The 17,603-nt window shown below is 57.6% G+C and carries 19 protein-coding genes; 5 read left to right on the top strand and 14 right to left on the bottom strand.

Features of this window, described 5'->3' with window-relative positions:
• Nucleotides 1–38: 38 nt before the first annotated feature.
• Complete coding sequence (gene murJ / locus FE240_RS15940) at nucleotides 39–1,604, bottom strand: murein biosynthesis integral membrane protein MurJ (RefSeq protein ID WP_193002333.1); 1,566 nt, start codon at nucleotides 1,602–1,604, stop codon at nucleotides 39–41.
• Between the two features lie 189 nt (nucleotides 1,605–1,793).
• Here murJ and rpsT point away from each other — a divergent pair, with 189 nt between their 5' ends.
• The gene (rpsT, locus tag FE240_RS15945) at nucleotides 1,794–2,057 is read left to right on the top strand and encodes a 30S ribosomal protein S20 (RefSeq protein ID WP_042046038.1); all 264 of its coding nucleotides are present in this window, start codon (nucleotides 1,794–1,796) and stop codon (nucleotides 2,055–2,057) included.
• Between the two features lie 50 nt (nucleotides 2,058–2,107).
• Here the strand turns inward: rpsT and FE240_RS15950 are convergent, their stop codons facing one another.
• From FE240_RS15950 to rppH, 7 genes are all read right to left on the bottom strand, one after another.
• Nucleotides 2,108–2,410: an ArsR/SmtB family transcription factor gene (locus FE240_RS15950; RefSeq protein ID WP_042046036.1), complete on the bottom strand. Its 303-nt coding sequence runs from the start codon at nucleotides 2,408–2,410 to the stop codon at nucleotides 2,108–2,110.
• Nucleotides 2,411–2,460: 50 nt separating this feature from the next.
• The gene (nhaR, locus tag FE240_RS15955) at nucleotides 2,461–3,393 is read right to left on the bottom strand and encodes a transcriptional activator NhaR (RefSeq protein ID WP_193002334.1); all 933 of its coding nucleotides are present in this window, start codon (nucleotides 3,391–3,393) and stop codon (nucleotides 2,461–2,463) included.
• A gap of 92 nt (nucleotides 3,394–3,485) precedes the next feature.
• Nucleotides 3,486–4,658, bottom strand: a complete 1,173-nt coding sequence (nhaA, locus tag FE240_RS15960; protein WP_193002336.1) for a Na+/H+ antiporter NhaA — start codon at nucleotides 4,656–4,658, stop codon at nucleotides 3,486–3,488.
• A 158-nt stretch (nucleotides 4,659–4,816) separates the two neighbouring features.
• The gene (gene thyA, locus FE240_RS15965) at nucleotides 4,817–5,611 is read right to left on the bottom strand and encodes a thymidylate synthase (protein ID WP_193002338.1); all 795 of its coding nucleotides are present in this window, start codon (nucleotides 5,609–5,611) and stop codon (nucleotides 4,817–4,819) included.
• On the bottom strand, nucleotides 5,608–6,435 hold the full coding sequence (gene lgt, locus FE240_RS15970) for a prolipoprotein diacylglyceryl transferase (protein WP_193002340.1): 828 nt from the start codon (nucleotides 6,433–6,435) through the stop codon (nucleotides 5,608–5,610). The genes thyA and lgt overlap by 4 nt, the downstream gene beginning before the upstream one ends.
• A 98-nt stretch (nucleotides 6,436–6,533) precedes the next feature.
• Complete coding sequence (ptsP, locus tag FE240_RS15975; protein ID WP_193002342.1) at nucleotides 6,534–8,804, bottom strand: phosphoenolpyruvate--protein phosphotransferase; 2,271 nt, start codon at nucleotides 8,802–8,804, stop codon at nucleotides 6,534–6,536.
• An 11-nt stretch (nucleotides 8,805–8,815) separates the two neighbouring features.
• Complete coding sequence (gene rppH, locus FE240_RS15980; protein ID WP_042046030.1) at nucleotides 8,816–9,352, bottom strand: RNA pyrophosphohydrolase; 537 nt, start codon at nucleotides 9,350–9,352, stop codon at nucleotides 8,816–8,818.
• A 714-nt stretch (nucleotides 9,353–10,066) separates the two neighbouring features.
• On the opposite strand from rppH, the gene mutH reads away from it, so the two are divergent.
• Entirely contained in the window at nucleotides 10,067–10,759 is a 693-nt protein-coding gene (gene mutH, locus FE240_RS15985; RefSeq protein WP_193002344.1) for a DNA mismatch repair endonuclease MutH, read from the top strand.
• 70 nt (nucleotides 10,760–10,829) lie between these two features.
• Entirely contained in the window at nucleotides 10,830–11,153 is a 324-nt protein-coding gene (locus FE240_RS15990; protein WP_193002346.1) for an isoamylase early set domain-containing protein, read from the top strand.
• Nucleotides 11,154–11,211: 58 nt separating this feature from the next.
• Here FE240_RS15990 and rplS read toward each other — a convergent pair whose 3' ends face one another.
• The 5 genes from rplS to ffh all read right to left on the bottom strand — a co-directional run bounded on the left by rplS (nucleotide 11,212) and on the right by ffh (nucleotide 14,719).
• Nucleotides 11,212–11,559, bottom strand: a complete 348-nt coding sequence (gene rplS / locus FE240_RS15995; RefSeq protein WP_042046023.1) for a 50S ribosomal protein L19 — start codon at nucleotides 11,557–11,559, stop codon at nucleotides 11,212–11,214.
• Between the two features lie 32 nt (nucleotides 11,560–11,591).
• On the bottom strand, nucleotides 11,592–12,341 hold the full coding sequence (gene trmD / locus FE240_RS16000) for a tRNA (guanosine(37)-N1)-methyltransferase TrmD (RefSeq protein ID WP_042046022.1): 750 nt from the start codon (nucleotides 12,339–12,341) through the stop codon (nucleotides 11,592–11,594).
• 30 nt (nucleotides 12,342–12,371) lie between these two features.
• On the bottom strand, nucleotides 12,372–12,893 hold the full coding sequence (rimM, locus tag FE240_RS16005) for a ribosome maturation factor RimM (RefSeq protein ID WP_226798865.1): 522 nt from the start codon (nucleotides 12,891–12,893) through the stop codon (nucleotides 12,372–12,374).
• A gap of 26 nt (nucleotides 12,894–12,919) precedes the next feature.
• Nucleotides 12,920–13,168, bottom strand: coding sequence for a 30S ribosomal protein S16 (rpsP, locus tag FE240_RS16010; RefSeq protein ID WP_042046019.1), 249 nt, complete (start codon nucleotides 13,166–13,168; stop codon nucleotides 12,920–12,922).
• A gap of 177 nt (nucleotides 13,169–13,345) precedes the next feature.
• On the bottom strand, nucleotides 13,346–14,719 hold the full coding sequence (ffh, locus tag FE240_RS16015) for a signal recognition particle protein (protein ID WP_193002347.1): 1,374 nt from the start codon (nucleotides 14,717–14,719) through the stop codon (nucleotides 13,346–13,348).
• 197 nt (nucleotides 14,720–14,916) lie between these two features.
• On the opposite strand from ffh, the gene FE240_RS16020 reads away from it, so the two are divergent.
• Nucleotides 14,917–15,705, top strand: coding sequence for a cytochrome C assembly family protein (locus FE240_RS16020; protein ID WP_193002350.1), 789 nt, complete (start codon nucleotides 14,917–14,919; stop codon nucleotides 15,703–15,705).
• Between the two features lie 43 nt (nucleotides 15,706–15,748).
• Entirely contained in the window at nucleotides 15,749–17,026 is a 1,278-nt protein-coding gene (locus FE240_RS16025; protein WP_193002352.1) for an HlyC/CorC family transporter, read from the top strand.
• 22 nt (nucleotides 17,027–17,048) lie between these two features.
• Here the strand turns inward: FE240_RS16025 and FE240_RS16030 are convergent, their stop codons facing one another.
• Complete coding sequence (locus FE240_RS16030; RefSeq protein ID WP_193002354.1) at nucleotides 17,049–17,513, bottom strand: Rrf2 family transcriptional regulator; 465 nt, start codon at nucleotides 17,511–17,513, stop codon at nucleotides 17,049–17,051.
• Nucleotides 17,514–17,603 lie beyond the last annotated feature (90 nt).

Raw genomic sequence — 17,603 nt, forward strand, 5'->3', positions numbered from 1 at the left:
TCGAAATCGCCGGATTATATCTCAGGTGGGCTCTGCGATCAGCCCTCGCGTCCCGCTTTCAGGTGGTGCAGGCGAATACCGGTCAACAACAGGATGCCGCCATAGGTCCCCCCTCCCAAGATCAACAGCTTGGTCAGCTCCCAACTGGCCTTGAGCATGTTCCACTCACCCCACTGGGCCAGACTCGGCGACAACTGCCACAGCAACAGGGACATGGTGACCGTCGCCAGCAACAGCCGCAGGAAGAAGCTCCACGTCTCGCGGGTAATACGATAAACCCCGTGCTGACTCAGACCACGATAGAGCAGGAAGGCATTCACCGTCCCCGAGCAGGCCGTCGAGAGCGCCAGCCCCACATAATCGAGGGGGTAGATAAAGGCCAGGTTGAACACCATGTTGGCCACCATGGCGATGATGCCGATACGCACCGGGGTTTTGGTGTCCTGGCGGGCATAGTAGCCGGGGGCAAGCACCTTGATGAGCATGAGCGAGAGCAGACCAGAGACAGATGCCAGCAGGCTGGCACTCGACATGCTGACTTCATGCATGCCGAACTCGCCACGCATGAAGAGCACCCGCAGGATCGGCTCACGCAACACACCAATCCCGGCCATGGCCGGCAGACCGAGCAGCACCACCATGCGCACCCCCCAGTCCATGGTGCGGGCAAAGTCGGCCGAGTCGGCGTCGACGTGCTTCTTGGCCAAGGCCGGCAGGATGACAGTACTGATGGCTACCCCAAATAGGCCGAGCGGGAACTCCAGCAACCGATCCGAGTAATAGAGATGGCTGATGGCACCGGTGGCAAGAAACGACGCCAGCATGGTGTTGAGCAGCAGGTTGATCTGACTCACCGACACCCCGAACAGGGCCGGGATCATCAGGGTGCGGATCTTCACCACTCCCGGGTGATGCCAGCCCCACTTCGGCCGCACCAGCATGTTGAGCTGGCGCAGGAAGGGGAACTGGAACAAGAACTGCACCAGACCACCGAAGAAGACACCCAGAGCCAATGCCAGCTCAGGATCATCAAGCCAAGGCGCGACCCACCAGGCGGCGGCAATCATGGTGATATTGAGAAAGATGGGAGTAAACGAGGAGACCCCGAAGCGGCCGAAAGTATTGAGTACAGCCCCGGCCATGGCGGTGAAGGTAATGAACCAAAGGTAGGGGAAGGTAATCTTGAGCATCAGGCTCGCCATCTCGAACTTCTCGGCAGAGGGGCCGCCGTGCAGCCACTCCCAGAACCAGCCCCAACCGAACAGTGCGGTCAGCACCCCGGAGAAGAGCACGCCGAGCAGGGTCACTATGGTGACGATCCCCCCCAGCGTGCCCGATACCGCAGCCAGCAGCTCGCGCACCTTCTCCTCGTCCCCTTCCTTCTTATATTCCGTCATCACCGGTACGAAGGCCTGGTTGAAGGCCCCCTCGGCAAACAGGCGGCGCAAAAAGTTGGGAATACGGTTGGCGAAGAAGAACACGTCGGCGGCGGCACCCGCCCCCAACAGGTTGGCGATGACGATATCACGCACCAAACCCATGATGCGGGAGAGCAGTGTCATAAAGGACACAATCATCCCGGATTTAATCAATTTCTTGCTCAAGGAGGGCCTCGGGAACTGTCGGAATGCAACGAATGCTGATAGAATCGGCCGACAGTTTACCCGCACACCCGCTGACACACCATCGGGGGTCGGTGCTTATTTGCACAAATTGTTTGACAAAATGTGGTTGCAAAGGCATATTCCTCGGCCTTTGCAATACACTCGCTAAGACAGTTTTAGGAGTTTAACTTGGCTAACATCAAATCTGCTAAGAAGCGCGCGATTCAGGCAGAGAAACGTCGTCAGCACAATGCCAGCCGTCGTTCCATGACCCGTACCTACGTCAAGAAAGTCGTAGCTGCCATTGCCGCTGGTGACAAGGCTGCTGCCGTTGCCGCTTTCGAGAAGGCTCAGCCGATCCTCGACCGCATGGCAACCAAGGGTCTGATCCACAAGAACAAGGCTGCTCGTCACAAGAGCCGTCTGGCTGCTCAGATCAAGGCTCTCGCCTAATCGACACAGCTGTTCGCACGAACGAAAAAACCGGCAGAATTGCCGGTTTTTTATTTTTTAGGCTGACAGTAAAGCGAATGCAGCAAGCTGATCACCTCCCTGACCTCATGACTGTTGAGGGAGTAGTAGACCGTCTGCGCCTCTTTACGGGTCGCCACCAACCCATCACGACGCAGCACCGCCAGATGCTGTGAAAGCGCCGACTGGCTGAGCCCCAGCATGCCATTGAGTTCACTGACCGAGAGCTCTTTATCCAACAGATGGCATAGGATGAACAGACGTCGTTCGTTGGCCAGCGCCTTGAGCAGGGCAACCGCGCGGGATGCATTGGCCTCCATCTGTGCAAGTTCCATCACTTACCTCCTCTCTGAAAGGCCCGTATCATACTGGCTACCCCCCACTTTTAAAACGAGAGTGCTGCGGGAGGCGACTGATCCAGATGCTCATCGCCAGCAAACAACGCCGTAAAATCACTCTCACAGATACGTTTGACCGCCGGATGCTGGATCATTCGCTCAGCGAAGATGACGTAGTACTCCTCCTTGAGATCTTGGGTCTCCCCTAGCAGCACCACCTCCTCACTCTCCAACAACTCGTCGCGATAGATGGAGGGGGCCATGAAGATCCCTTGGTTGAAGAAGCCAAATGCCTTCATCAAAGCGGCATCATCAAACTCCCCCAGAATGCTGGGTGTCACCCCTTGCTCCTCAAACCACTGAGTCAGCTGGCGCCCCATGGCGGTGCGCCGGCCAGGGATCAGCAGCTTGCGCTCCTCAAGGCAGGCCGGGAAGGGTTTCTCTGGCAGCGGAGCTTTGCAAAAAAAACTGACCCCACAGCCACCGAGACGCTTGGAGAGCAGACCCGCATGCTGGGAGGAGTCCACCGGGCAGTCGGAGAGGATCATATCCAGCTTGTGCTCACTCAACTGCTCCAGCAGCAACTCGTGAGTCGACTCGAAACAGCGCAGGTGAATAGAGCCATCATTAGGAATGACCGAGAGCAACACTCGGCTCGCCAATCGCTTGGAGAGCGCATCGGCGATCCCCACATCGAACAGGATCTGGTTCTCTTTGCGGTAGTTGACGATATCTAGCATCTCGTAAGAGAGGCTGAACATGCGATCGGCATAGCGATAGACCAGCTGGCCCAACTCGGTCGCCTCGAGAGAGCGTCCCTTACGTTTGAACAGCTTGCCGCCGAGGCGCTGCTCGAGCAGCTTGATCTGCCCCGTCACCGTCTGTGGGGTGAGAAACAGCGCCTCGGCGGCCTGGGTAACAGATCCCTTCTTCTGGGTCATCCAGAAGTAATAAAGGTGGTTGTAATTGAGGTGCGACATAGAATCATTACAGGAGGGGCGGCGCCGTCAGTATGTCACAGAGGGTTGCCTGTTCGCCAACAACAAGCCCGCCAATGGCGGGCTTGTCTCATTCAGCGTGTCGTATGGGAGGGCAACGCCCAGCGCAGTGCCAGATACCCAAACACAGCCGCCAACGTCGAGCCACTCAGGATCCCGAGCCGTGAATAGTTGCCATAGTCCAGGCCACCATGCTCAAAGGCGAGCGATGCAATAAACATCGACATGGTGAAGCCAATGCCGCACAGGATGCTGACGGCGAAGATGTGGCGCAAGGTGATCCCATCCGGCATCTTGGCAACCCCAATTTTGACCGCCAGCCAGCTGATGGTGAACACCCCCAGCGGCTTACCGATGAAGAGCCCCAGCATGATACCGAGCGGCACTGGCTTGAGCATGTCGGCCAGACCGATGCCGGCTAGCGACACACCGGCGTTGGCAAAGGCAAACAGCGGTAAGATCAGATAAGCAGACCAAGGGTGCAAGGCATGCTCCAGATGCTTAAGTGGCGACTCGTGGCGTACCCCCTTGATCGGCACCATGAAGCCGACGATGACACCGGCCAACGTGGCATGTACGCCCGACTTGAGCACAGCCACCCACAGCACTACCCCGACCAGAATGTAGGCCGAGATGCGGTCGACCCCGCGCCGGTTCATCCACCACAGCACAGCGATGGCCATCAATGAGACCACCAGGGCCTCCAGCGAAAGCTGACTGGTGTAGAACAGCGCGATGATGACGATGACCCCTAGGTCATCCATGATCGCCAGCGCCAGCAAAAACACCTTGAGACTGAGCGGCACTCGCTTGCCAAGCAGCGCCATCACGCCGAGGGCAAAGGCAATATCGGTGGCAGCCGGAATCGCCCAGCCAGCCCTGGCAACCTCGTCGGAGTAGTTGAACAGGGTGTAGACCAGCGCAGGCGCCAACATGCCACCCAGGGCAGCGATGGCAGGGAAGGTGGCCTGCTCACGGGTGGAGAGCGCGCCCTCCAGCATCTCCCGCTTGACCTCAAGGCCGACCAGCAGAAAGAAGATCGCCATGAAACCATCGTTGATCCAGAGCAACAGCGGCTTGTTGATATCGAGCGCAGCGATGCGGATTTGTACTGGTACGTCGAGAAAAGCCTGGTAGCTACCCGCCAATGACGAGTTCGCCAGCAGCATCGCCAAGGCTGCCGACAGGATCAGAATGATCCCCGATGCCGACTCCAGACGCAGGAATTTTTTGACCATTTCACTCATTGAACAAAACCTCGTCTTGTCAGATGGATTCAGTCTAGTGAGTGAGAGGCATCTTGAAAAATCGATTCTAGTTAACTAACACCTCGGTAAAACCGAACAAAAATGGAATTACCATATAAAAAAAGCGCCTTTAGGCGCTTTTTTTATCTCCGTAGCCATCAGATGGCCACAGGTGCTTTGATACCGGGATAGGGGTCATAACCCACGATCTCAAAGTCCTCAAAGCGGTAGTCGAACAGGGTGTCCGGCTTGCGCTTGATCACCAGCTGGGGCAATGGGCGCGGCTCGCGGCTCAATTGCAGTGCCGTCTGCTCCATATGGTTGGAGTAAAGGTGCACATCACCACCAGTCCAGACGAAGTCACCCACCTCCAGATCACACTGCTGGGCCACCATGTGGGTCAGCAGGGCATAGCTGGCAATGTTGAACGGCAGGCCGAGGAAGACATCGCAACTGCGCTGGTAGAGCTGACAAGAGAGCTTGCCACCGGCCACATAGAACTGAAAGAAGGCATGGCAAGGAGCCAGCGCCATCTTGTCGAGCTCACCCACGTTCCAGGCCGAGACGATGATGCGCCGTGAATCGGGATTGCTGCGAATATCGTCAAGCGCCTTCTGGATCTGATCCACCACGCCGCCATCGGCGGTCGGCCAGGAGCGCCACTGAGCCCCATAGACAGGGCCGAGATCGCCATTCTCATCGGCCCACTCGTCCCAGATACTGACCCCGTTCTCCTTCAGGTAGGCAGTATTGGTATCGCCGTTGAGGAACCACAGCAGCTCATGAATGATGGAGCGCAGGTGACACTTCTTGGTGGTGACCAAGGGAAACCCCTCGGCCAGGTTGAAGCGCATCTGGTGGCCGAAGATGGAGCGGGTACCGGTGCCGGTACGATCTGATTTGTCGCTGCCTTCGGCCAAGATCTTGCGCATCAGGTCGAGATAACTCTTCATTTCACTCCCTCGGGTTTAACACCAAACAGGCGCGGCAGCGTATAGGCAGCCCAGACCATCAGAATACCGACCAGGATCATCGGGGTGGAGAGGATCTGCCCCATGCTGATCTCGTTGAAGTAGAGGCCAAGCTGGCTGTCAGGCTCGCGCACAAACTCCACCAGAAAGCGGAACAGGCCGTAGAACAGCAGGAACAGACCGGAGATGGCCCCGCGCGGCGGATGCTTGCGCCAGAACAGATTCAGGATGACGAACAGCACCACCCCTTCCAAGGCGAACTGATAGAGCTGAGAGGGGTGACGTGGCATGTTGCCCGCCTCCGGGAAGATCATCGCCCAAGGGACGTCGGTGACACGACCCCACAACTCACCATTGAGGAAGTTACCGATACGCCCCACCCCGAGACCAAACGGGATGAGCGGCGCCACAAAATCCGCCACGGTAAAGAAGTGGCGCCGAGTCTTGTGGGCAAACCAGATCATGGCGGTGATGACACCGATGAGGCCACCGTGGAACGACATGCCGCCCGTCCAGATCTTGAACAAATAGAGAGGGTCGGCCAGGAACAGATCGAAATTGTAGAAAAGCACATAACCGACACGGCCACCGAGGATCACCCCAAGAAAGCCGTAAAACAGCAGATCAGAGACCTCATCACGGGTCCATCCGCTGCCCGGCTCATCGGCACGTCGACCAGCCAGCCACATGGCGAAGGCGAAACCGAACAGGTACATGAGACCGTACCAGCGCACCTGAAGCGGCCCCATCGAGAAGGCCACAGGATCGAACTGTGGGAATACCCAATAACCGTCTTGCACTTGCATAGGAGAGTCTGTCGCATGAATTTAAAGTGCCCGCATTGTGCAATCATTCACATCGACGGGCAACCTCGAGAGCCGATCAAGGCGCGATGGAATCTCGATTAACGACTCTTATGGCCGGCACGCAAGAAGCCTCCCATCCCGCGCTCCTCGAGATAGCGGGCAAACAAGCCACGCAGGGTATGGGGTGAGTCGACCCTCAGCCCTTCTGCCAGCAGCGGGGTCAGCTCGTCGAGGCGGGCATGACGCAACACGTATTTGATGCGCGGTATGTTGAAGGTGTTCATGCTGAAGCGGCGATAGCCCATGGCCAGCAGCACCAGCACCCCCACCGGATCACCGGCCAGCTCGCCACAGACCGAGACCGGCTTGCCATAGCGGCGCGCCGAGTCGACCAGCAATTGCAACGCCCGGATCACCGCGGGATGGAAGGCGTCGTAAATACTCGCCACCCTAGCATTGTTACGATCCACCGCCAGCAGGTACTGGATGAGATCGTTCGAGCCGACCGACCAGAAGTCGATGAGGGGCGTCATCTCGGGCAGGATGTAGAGGGCCGAGGGCACCTCAATCATCACACCAAGTGAGGGGTAATGCAGGGTATGACCACGCGAGGCCACCTCTTCCGATACCTCGCGCCACGCCTGATCGAGCAGGCGGCGGGCCGACTCTATCTCACCGATGCAGCTGATCATCGGCAACATGATAGAAAGGTTGTCGAGCCCCTCGCTGGCACGCAGCATGGCCTTGAGCTGCACCAGAAACAGCTCGGGGTGATCCAGAGTCAGGCGAATACCGCGCCAGCCGAGAAAGGGGTTCTCCTCGACAATCGGGAAATAGGGCAACTGCTTGTCACCGCCCACATCCAGCGTGCGCATGCAGACGGGGCGACCCCGATAGGTCTCGAGAATGGCCCGATAACGCTCGGTCTGTTCCCATTCGGAGGGGAAACTGTCGTGCAGCATGAAAGGGATCTCGGTGCGATACAGCCCCACACCGTCGGCCAGATCGTTGAGGGCGATTTCGGTATCGGCACTGAGACCGGCATTGAGCAGCAAGGAGACCTTGACCCCGTCCAGCGTCTCGGAGGGTTGTCCGTCGGTGCTGTGCACCAAGGCATCGAGCGCCTGCTCCTCGTGCAGCAGTTGGCGATATTCGATAAGCAGTGGCTCGCTCGGTTCCACAAACAGGTCGCCGCTGTAGCCATCGACAACCAGCAGGTGCTGATGGATCTCGGCCAGCGGGAAGTCCACCCCCATGATGGCCGGCACCCCCATGGCGCGCGCCAAAATGGCCGCATGGGAGTTGGTAGAGCCGGTCAACGAGACAACCCCAGCCAGACAGTGGCGCGGCACTTCGGCCAGCACGGTCGCCGTTACCTCTTCGGCCACCAGAATCACCGGCTCGCTAACATGGATGTGGTCGGGTTCACTCTGTGCCAGACGCCCTATGATGCGCTGAGCGATATCCTTGATGTCGCTGGCGCGTTCACGAAAATAAGCATCTTTCATGGCGGAGAAACGCCCCATGAGCGCTTCACTGATCAGTTTGACCGCGCTGATGGCGGTCCACCCTTCCTGGGTGATGCGGTGGCTGATGGGGCGGATGTAGCTGGGGTCATCCAGCAGGTGAAGATAGATGTCGAACAAGGTAGCGGAATCTTGCCCTGCGCTATCACGAAAGCGCAGGGCAAGCGCCTCCACATCACGGCGGACCGCTCCGACGGCCTCCTCGAAGTGGGTCAGCTGAGCGGCTCTATCGTCGCTCTTGCGCGGTGTGATAGCCGACAGCTCCTTGCGTGGACGCCATACCCACGCCTTGGCAATCGCCACCCCGGGTGAACCGGCTACGCCGCGCAGCGGCTTGCTCCAGTCAGCCTTGCGCAATAGTCCCTTGGCCTGAGCATGCGCGATTCGAGCCGCCAACTGGGCCGCCAGGGTCACCAGAAAAGACTCCTCCCCCTCGTCAAAGAGGCGGCAATCTTTCTGCTGCACGACCAACACTCCGACCACTTGGCGCTGATGCATGATGGGTGCGCCGAGAAAGGAGCGAAACGGCTCCTCGGCAACATCGGGAAGAAATTTGAAGGCAGGGTGAGAGGGGGCATCCGCTAGGTTGATCAGCTCTTCGCGCTGGCCGATCAGCCCAACAATCCCCTCCTCGAAGGGGAGAAAAGCCTTACCGACGGCCGTAGCGGCCAGGCCATCGGTGGCCGCCAGACGGTAACAACGCTGCTCCGGCTCGGCCACGTAAACCGAGCAGCAATCGACCACCATGGCCGAACGCGTCAGCCGCACCAGGGCATGCAGTGCCTGCTCGAGAGAGGACGCCTCGGTCATGCTCTCGACGATGTGGCGCAGCTGTGTCAGCAATCTGCTTCTCCTCAACGCGGGCGATGCCGTCGCCCCTCCTTTTTCCCCTGCCTGGGTACGGCCGGCTGTGACATCGGCATGGCCACAGGGGCGAACTCTTTCATCACCCGGCGATAGACTTCGCGCTTGAACGAGACCACCTGACGTACCGGATACCAGAAACTGACCCAGCGCCAGTCATCAAACTCCGGGTGGCCATGGCAGCCAAACTCGATATGGGACTCCTTGCCCTGCCCCAGCAGCAGCAGGAACCACTTCTGTTTTTGGCCTATGCAGACCGGTGAACTGTCCCAGCGAACCAGGCGTTTGGGCAGGCGGTACTTGAGCCAGTTTCGACTGGTCGCCAGGATGGTGACATCCTCTGGCTTGAGACCGATCTCTTCGTAAAGCTCGCGATACATGGCTTGCTCAGGCGTCTCTCCATCATCCACGCCCCCCTGCGGAAATTGCCAGGAGTGCTGGCCGTAGCGCTTCGCCCACAACACCTGCCCATCACGGTTACAGATCACGATGCCGACATTGGGACGAAACCCGTCACCATCAATCACGTGATCACCTTAAGGCTAAATCTAATTGGGATGATTGTTCCATATTCATCTGATGGCGGCAAACCACCTCGGAACAGGGTTCATCATGAATAACTTTACTTTTCAAGCAGACTTATAAACATTTCTCGTGCCAGATCAGATGGAGTTTCCCACCTGTTCTGTGGAAAAAGCTTGGGATATCTTGGTATAGCTACCATTTCTCTGCACGGAATCATCCTGCTGCCACTCGACTCACCGTCTTTTCTAAAGATAATAATCCATGTAAAAACATTAAGATACAGCATAAAAAAGGATCCTTTACCGAGTTCAGGATCCAGACAAGATCCGGCAGGATCGTTGTGAACAAGTTTGACTGCTCAAAGAATAAACAAAGCGATTTTATCCACAAATCATGCCCATAATATCGACCGGAATGGCTGTAAAAATGGTCTGGCCCTCACACTATTTTCTTTGGTAAATGCTTTTACCGCCCTTCCCATCCACTTATCCCATTTTTTTGTGGATAAGTGTGTGCACCAACCTTGCCCAACCATGGGACAAGCGGAGCACAATTAAAAAGTAGCGATAACCAGACAATAAAAAACCAATAACCAATTGATTGTAAACATAATTTAGCTTACACATGGTTTTGGGATCCATTCCCAACTAGCCAAATATTTATGTTCAAAAAAACACCAAAAAGACGAAGTGCGACAATTCCGGTAAACTGCCCACATGAAAGCGCCTTCTCCCCCCCACAATAAACAGCTCCTACTGGAACGAGCCGATGCCCTGGCCGGTCTCACCTTGGGTGAATTAGCGGCCATGGCAGGCCAGCAGGTTCCCCGCGATCTACGCCGCCACAAGGGGTGGATAGGTCAACTGATCGAGTGGCACCTGGGTGCCAGCGCCGGCAGTAAACCGGAGCAGGATTTCCCCGACCTCGGCATCGAACTCAAGACGATCCCCATCGATCCTTTCGGTAAGCCGCTCGAGACGACCTTTGTCTGCGTGGCACCACTCGTGGGGGTATCCGGGTTGACCTGGGAACACTCCAATATCCGCAACAAGCTATCCAGGGTGCTGTGGATCCCGGTCGAAGGCTCTCGCACGATCCCGCTAGCCGAACGCCGCGTCGGTATGCCGCTGCTGTGGAGCCCCTCCCGTGAAGAGGAGGCGTTGTTACGTCAGGATTGGGAAGAGCTGATGGACATGATAGTGCTGGGCGAGGTGGAGCAAATCACGGCGCGCCACGGCCAGGTGTTGCAACTGCGACCCAAGGCGGCCAATGGGCAGGCACTGACCCGCGCCATCGGCCACGATGGTGAACCGACACTGACCCGCCCGCGCGGCTTCTATCTGAAAATTGCGTTCACCCATGCCCTGCTGCGCAACTATTACGCCGGTATGGGACAAGCCGCAAACTAACACCTTTATCATTAAATGGTGTAAAACTGTTCTCCGCTAATGGATTCGCATCATGAACAGAGGAGCCCCCATGTCGCTGATAAAGCAATTCCTGAAGTCACGTCCCGAGGTAAAGGTGACCTTCGTGGTCACCCGTGAAGCTGCCGGAGATGCCCATCAGGTATTCCTGGTCGGAGAGTTCAATCAATGGCAACCGCATGCCATGCGCCGACTCAAAAGCGGTGAGTTCAAGACCACCCTCAATCTGCCCACGGATGAACAGGCGCAGTATCAGTTCTGCTACCAGTTGATTGATGAGGCCGGTACCGAGCGCTACGACAACGACTGGGAAGCGGATGCCTACGTGCCCTGCCCCTACGGTCGGGATAACTCGGTCGTCCAGGTTCAGCCCTGATCCTGCGGCAACAAAAAAGGCTCGCCAATGGCGAGCCTTTCTTTGCTTCCTGTCGGAATTAGTTGAGCTTCTCTTTGATACGAGCAGCCTTACCGGACAGGTTACGCAGGTAGTACAGCTTGGCGCGGCGAACGTCACCACGACGCTTCACTTCCACGCTGTGGATCAGCGGGGAGTGGGTCTGGAATACACGCTCAACACCTTCGCCGTTGGAGATCTTGCGAACGGTGAAAGCAGAGTGCAGACCGCGGTTACGCTTGGCAATGACAACGCCTTCGAAAGCCTGCAGACGCTCTTTACCACCTTCTTTTACGCGAACTTGAACACGTACGGTGTCGCCCTGGGCAAAAGCCGGGATGTCGGTACGCAGTTGCTCTTGTTCAAGCTGTTGAATAATCTTGCTCATTGTCTTTTCCTACCTAGGGTTAACTGATAACTCTACTTAACGATGTCATGCTGTTCGCGGACATACTCGGCAAGAAGTGATTCTTGCTCGTCAGTCAGAGCTAGGTTGTTAATTAGTTCCGGCCTTCTCTGCCAGGTCCGTCCCAGAGACTGTTTCAGGCGCCAGCGCTTAATCAGCGCATGGTTACCACTGAGCAGCTCTGACGGCACCGTCAGCCCATCCAACACCTCGGGTCTGGTGTAGTGGGGATGATCCAGCAGGCCATCCGTAAAGGAGTCCTGCTCGGCACTTGCCTGATCCCCCAAGACACCTGGAACCAGCCGCGAAACCGCGTCGATCAGGGTCATGGCAGGCAGTTCGCCGCCACTGAGCACGTAATCACCGATGGACCACTCTTCGTCGACCTCGGTCTGGATTACCCGCTCGTCGATACCTTCGTATCGACCGGCCACCAGAATCAGCTTCTGGTTAACCGCCAGCTCGGTCACGCCAGCCTGTGTCAGCTTGCGCCCCTGCGGTGAGAGATAGATGACTTTCGCCCCGTCACCTGCCGCCTGCTTGGCCGCGTGAATCGCATCACGCAGCGGCTGAACCATCATCAACATACCGGGCCCACCACCGTATGGACGATCATCGACCGTGCGGTGTTTGTCGTGGGTAAAGTCCCGAGGGTTCCAGCACTCAATCTGCAACAGGCCATTCTTGACGGCCCGACCCGTTACCCCGTGTTCGGTGATGGCTCGGAACATTTCCGGGAAGAGGCTTATGACCCCAATCCACATCTGAAACCTCCGCCCCCGAATATCAGGGAACTAGAAACCAGGATCCCAATCTACTTCGATTGTTTTGGCAGCCAGATCCACGTTGAGGATCACCTGCCCTTCCAGAAACGGCAGCAGCCGCTCCTTTTTGCCAAAGGCATCTTTTACATTCGCCATGACAACCAGCACATCGTTGGAGCCGGTCTCCATCAACTCGGTTACCTTGCCAAGGTCATACCCCTTGGTGGTCACTACGGAGCAACCGATGAGGTCACGCCAGTAGAACTCCCCTTCGGGTAGCTCCGGCAGCAGTTCCGGTTTGACGCCAATCTCGAGATTGGTCAGGGCGAGGGCATCTTCGCGCAGATCGATACCATCGAGCTTGCAAATCAGACCCTTGTTGTGGCGCTTCCAAGCAGAAACCTGGATTTCACGCCACTCCCCATGTTGCTGAATCAGCCAGGGGGTGTAATCGAAAATCGCTTCGGCAACATCGGTGAAGGAGTTCACTTTGAGCCAGCCCTTGATACCGTAAACGGTACCCAGCGTGCCCATGACTACAGGTTTTTCCACCTCGGACTCCTTACCAATCAGACTGATTAAGCAGCCTTGCGGGCGTCTTTGATCAGCTTGGCAACGCGATCAGACAGGGTAGCGCCAGTGGCAACCCAGTGGTCGATGCGAGCCATGTCCAGGTTCAGCTTTTCAGCTTGGCCGGCGGCGATCGGGTTGAAGAAGCCAACACGCTCGATGAAGCGGCCGTCACGGGCGTTACGGCTATCGGCAACTACTACCTGGTAAAACGGACGCTTTTTCGCGCCGCCACGTTGTAAACGAATGGTTACCATATCGTCCTCATAAACATCAAATGAACAAGGCCCGCAAACACGCGGACCCTAGCTTAAAATAAGCCGCATAATTCTACTTGGATTCGGGACAAATGCAACCGAACCTGCCACTTTTTGCCCAACCCGAACAACAAGGGGCTCGCCATGGCGAGCCCCTTGTATCTGGAGGATCGGGTGTCAGAATCCGCGACCACCGCCAAAGCCTGGCGGCATCATGCCCCGCATCTGTCCCATCATCTTGCGCATGCCCCCCTTGCCGGACATCTTCTTCATCATGCGCTGCATCTCGGTGAACTGCTTGAGCAGGCGGTTGACCTCCTGCACCTCGACACCGGCACCGGCAGCGATACGGCGCTTGCGCGATCCCTTGATGATGTCAGGGTGGGCGCGCTCCTTGCGGGTCATGGAGCTGATGATGGCCTCCATGCGCACGGTCAGCTTGTCATCCATCTGATCCTTGACGTTATCCGGCAGCCCCGACATGCCTGGCAGCTTGTCGAGCAGCCCCATCATGCCGCCCATGTTGCGCATCTGGGCCAGCTGCTCACGAAAGTCCTCGAGATCGAACCCCTTCCCTTTCTTGACCTTCTCGGCCAGCTTGGCGGCCTTCTCCTTGTCGACGTTGCGCTCCACCTCTTCGATGAGGGAGAGCACGTCCCCCATGCCGAGGATACGGGAGGCCAGTCTGTCCGGATGGAACGGCTCGAGGGCATCGGTCTTCTCACCGACCCCGATAAATTTGACCGGTTTGCCTGTGATGTGGCGAACCGAAAGGGCGGCACCGCCACGGGCATCGCCGTCAGCCTTGGTGAGGATGACACCGGTCAGCGGCAGCGCTTCACTGAAGGCCTTGGCGGTATTGGCCGCATCTTGGCCAGTCATGGCATCGACCACGAACAGGGTCTCGATCGGCTTGATGGAGGCGTGCAGATCCTTGATCTCCTCCATCATCTCGCCATCCACGTGCAAGCGGCCTGCGGTATCGACGATCACCACGTCATAGAACTTTCTACGGGCATGATCGACGGCGGCATTGGCAATATCGATGGGCTTCTGGGTCGCCTCACTCGGGAAAAAATCGACCTCAATGTCGTTGGCCAGGGTTTCCAACTGCTTGATGGCGGCCGGACGGTAAACGTCAGCACTGACCACCAGCACTTTTTTCTTATTGCGCTCTTTCAGGAACTTGGCCAGTTTGGCTACCGAGGTGGTCTTACCGGCCCCCTGCAAGCCTGCCATCAGGATGACGGCAGGTGGTTGCGCCGCCAAATTGAGCGCTTCGTTGGCCTCCCCCATCACACCGACCAGCTCACCGTGGACGATCTTGATGAAAGCCTGCCCCGGGCTCAGCGACTTGGCCACTTCCTGGCCCACCGCCCGCTCCTTGACGCGCGCCACGAAATCACGCACTACCGGCAGGGCAACGTCGGCCTCCAGCAAGGCCATGCGCACTTCGCGCAGGGTCTCTTTGATGTTCTCTTCGGTGAGGCGGCCACGGCCACTGATGTTGCGCAGGGTGCGCGAGAGTCGATCTGTCAAATTCTCAAACATGACGCGTTCCGAATGTTCTGGCGTTGCAAATTGGCGGCATTATAACCCAGCATCGTCCCCGGCACGATGGTGAGCTAGCCCTCATGTCAACAGAGATGGGGGCAGGATCCGAGCTGTACAACTGGCGACCATACCTCAGCAGGGGGTATACTGCCCTCCTTAGGCCCATAACAGTTTACCCGGCAACCACTTACCCCATGATCGCCTCCTCCCTATTGGCATTGGCCTTTTACCTGCTGGCCAGCATCGCCACCCTGCATCTGCTGCTCAACCCGGGCAAAGAGGGATATGGACGGCTGTTTGCGTGCGGCGCGCTTGCCCTGCTCTGCCATGCCATCCTGCTGACTCAGGAGGTCATGACCCAATCTGGGCAGAACCTGAGCATGCTCAACGTGGCGTCGCTCATCAGCCTCATCATCAGCGCCTTCATGACGGGCATTGCCCGCCGCGTCAATGGATGGATCCTGCTGCCGGTGGTCTACGGCTTCTCGGCCCTGCTGATCGTGGCCGATACCCTGATCCCGAACCGCTACATCACCCATCTGGAGAATCACCCCCAACTGCTGTTGCACATCGGTCTGGCACTGCTCGCCTACTCGGTGCTCTCCATCGCCAGTCTGTTTGCCTTGCAGTTGGCTTACCTCGACTATCGGCTCAAGTCGCGCAAACTGACCCAGCTCCCCTCCATGCCGCCGCTGATGTCGGTCGAACAGCGCCTGTTCCAACTGATGACGATCGGCTTGTTCCTGCTCACCCTCTCTATCGCCTCCGGCCTCTTCTTCCTCCACGACATGTTTGCTCAAGGCAAGGCGCACAAGGCGATCCTCTCGATCGTCGCCTGGTGTACCTATGTGCTCGTGTTATGGGGGCATCATGTGCATGGCTGGCGTGGCCGCCGCGTCGCCTGGTTGAGCCTGCTGGGAGGGTTCATCCTCACGCTGGCTTACTTTGGAAGCCGTTTCGTCAAGGAAGTCATCCTGAGCTGAGCCGGCCTGCGCCGGCTCACCTGTTCCACCATGGGAGACACTCTTGGATAGCATATCGACAAGCACCCTTCTCATTACGCTGGTGCTGCTGATCCTCTTTTCCGCTTTTTTCTCCAGTTCCGAAACCGGCATGATGTCGCTCAACCGCTACCGGTTGCGCCATCTGGCCCAGAGCAAGCACAGCGCCGCCCGCCGGGTGGAGAAGCTGCTTGAACGCCCGGACAACCTGCTCGGCCTCATTCTCATCGGCAACAACCTAGTCAATATCTTGGCCTCGGCCATCGCCACCGTGGTCTGCATCCGCTTGTTCGGCGATCTCGGGGTGGCGGTGGCCACTTTTGGCCTGACCATCGTCGTGCTGATCTTCGGGGAGGTCACTCCCAAGACGTTGGCGGCCATGTACCCGGAGAAGGTGGCCTACCCGGCCTCCATCGTGCTGAAGTTCCTGATGGTGCCGCTCTATCCCTTTGTGCAGCTGATGAATGGCATCACCGGCCTGTTGCTCAAACTGCTGCATCTCAAACCCGGTGGCGATCACAACCTCAGCAGTGATGAACTGCGCACCATCGTCAACGAGGCGGGCAATCTCATTCCCCAGCATCACCAGGATATGCTGCTCAGCATTCTGGATCTCGACAAAGTGCAAGTTGAGGACATCATGGTGCCGCGCAGCGACATCTATGCCATCGACATCAACGACGACTGGAAGGTCATCGTACGCAAACTGATCCACAGCCCGCACACCAAGGTGCTGCTCTATCGAGACAACATCGACGACGTGGTGGGCTTTCTGCACGCCCGCGACGCCCTGCGCCTGTTGGCCAAAGAGCAGTTCAACAAGTCGAGCCTGCTGCGCGCGGTCAAAGAGATCTACTTCATTCCGGAAGGAACGCCACTCAATGTGCAGATGGCCAAGTTCCAGCGCAACAAGGAGCGCATCGGGCTCATCGTCGACGAGTACGGCGATATTCAGGGGCTGGTGACACTGGATGACATTCTGGAAGAAATCGTCGGCGACTTCACCACCTCGATGGCACCGGCACCGAGCGACGAGATCCATCCCCAGCCGGACGGCACCTTCCTGGTCGAGGGGGGCGTCAGCATCCGTGAGCTGAACAAGGAGATGGAGTGGCATCTGCCGACCGATGGGCCACGCACCCTCAACGGCCTGATCTTGGAGTATCTGGAAGACTTGCCCCAGCCCAACATCAGCATGCGGCTGGCTGGCTACCCCATCGAAATCGTTGAGGTAGAGCAGAACATGGTGAAACTGGCCCGCATCATGCCTGCCTGGTACCAACCCACTAGCGACGAGGAATAACGCCGCGCTCAGAGGCCGCTCGTTATTCGAGCGGCGCCTCTTCCACCATCAGGGTGGGGATGAGCTCCCCAAACACCTGTTGCAGCTCGGCCTTGTTGGCCAGCAGCGCTTCCAGCGAGTAACCATCCATCACGCCCAAGAAGGCGTTCATCGCCTCCTTCAGCGCATTTTTCAGCAGACAGACCGAGACGATGTGGCAGGCCGGTGAGCCGCAGTCGATGCCGTCTAGGTTCCCCTCCAGCTCGCGGATCACCGCCCCAATGTTCACCTCGGCCGGTTTGACCGCCAGCCAGATCCCCCCGTTCTTACCTCGTTGGGAACCCAGATAGCCCAGCTTCACTAGCTGGTTGATCACCTTGACCATGTGGTTGCGGGAAACGCCGTAAAGGGCCGAGACCTTGGCCACACTGGACAACTCTCCCTCCGGCAGGGTGGCCAGATAGAGCAGAGCCCTCAATCCAAAATCGGTATAGCTGGTCAGTCTCATATATATGTCCGCACGCATGACATCATGCGTATTGATCCAAATCAAATAAACATCTAGGATGCCACTTCATTAAATGGCATTTTACATGTT

Source organism: Aeromonas simiae (genome assembly GCF_014892695.1).
GTDB lineage: Bacteria > Pseudomonadota > Gammaproteobacteria > Enterobacterales > Aeromonadaceae > Aeromonas > Aeromonas simiae.

Coding starts and splice junctions, on each gene's coding strand:
- trmD (WP_042046022.1), bottom strand. CDS start 12,341: ATGTGGATTGGGGTCATAAGCCTCTTCCCGGAAATGTTCCGAGCCATC.
- rpsP (WP_042046019.1), bottom strand. CDS start 13,168: ATGGTAACCATTCGTTTACAACGTGGCGGCGCGAAAAAGCGTCCGTTT.
- mutH (WP_193002344.1), top strand. CDS start 10,067: ATGAAAGCGCCTTCTCCCCCCCACAATAAACAGCTCCTACTGGAACGA.
- thyA (WP_193002338.1), bottom strand. CDS start 5,611: ATGAAGAGTTATCTCGACCTGATGCGCAAGATCTTGGCCGAAGGCAGC.
- rplS (WP_042046023.1), bottom strand. CDS start 11,559: ATGAGCAAGATTATTCAACAGCTTGAACAAGAGCAACTGCGTACCGAC.
- ffh (WP_193002347.1), bottom strand. CDS start 14,719: ATGTTTGAGAATTTGACAGATCGACTCTCGCGCACCCTGCGCAACATC.
- FE240_RS16030 (WP_193002354.1), bottom strand. CDS start 17,513: ATGAGACTGACCAGCTATACCGATTTTGGATTGAGGGCTCTGCTCTAT.
- nhaR (WP_193002334.1), bottom strand. CDS start 3,393: ATGTCGCACCTCAATTACAACCACCTTTATTACTTCTGGATGACCCAG.
- FE240_RS16020 (WP_193002350.1), top strand. CDS start 14,917: ATGATCGCCTCCTCCCTATTGGCATTGGCCTTTTACCTGCTGGCCAGC.
- FE240_RS15950 (WP_042046036.1), bottom strand. CDS start 2,410: ATGGAACTTGCACAGATGGAGGCCAATGCATCCCGCGCGGTTGCCCTG.
- FE240_RS15990 (WP_193002346.1), top strand. CDS start 10,830: ATGTCGCTGATAAAGCAATTCCTGAAGTCACGTCCCGAGGTAAAGGTG.
- lgt (WP_193002340.1), bottom strand. CDS start 6,435: ATGCAAGTGCAAGACGGTTATTGGGTATTCCCACAGTTCGATCCTGTG.
- nhaA (WP_193002336.1), bottom strand. CDS start 4,658: ATGAGTGAAATGGTCAAAAAATTCCTGCGTCTGGAGTCGGCATCGGGG.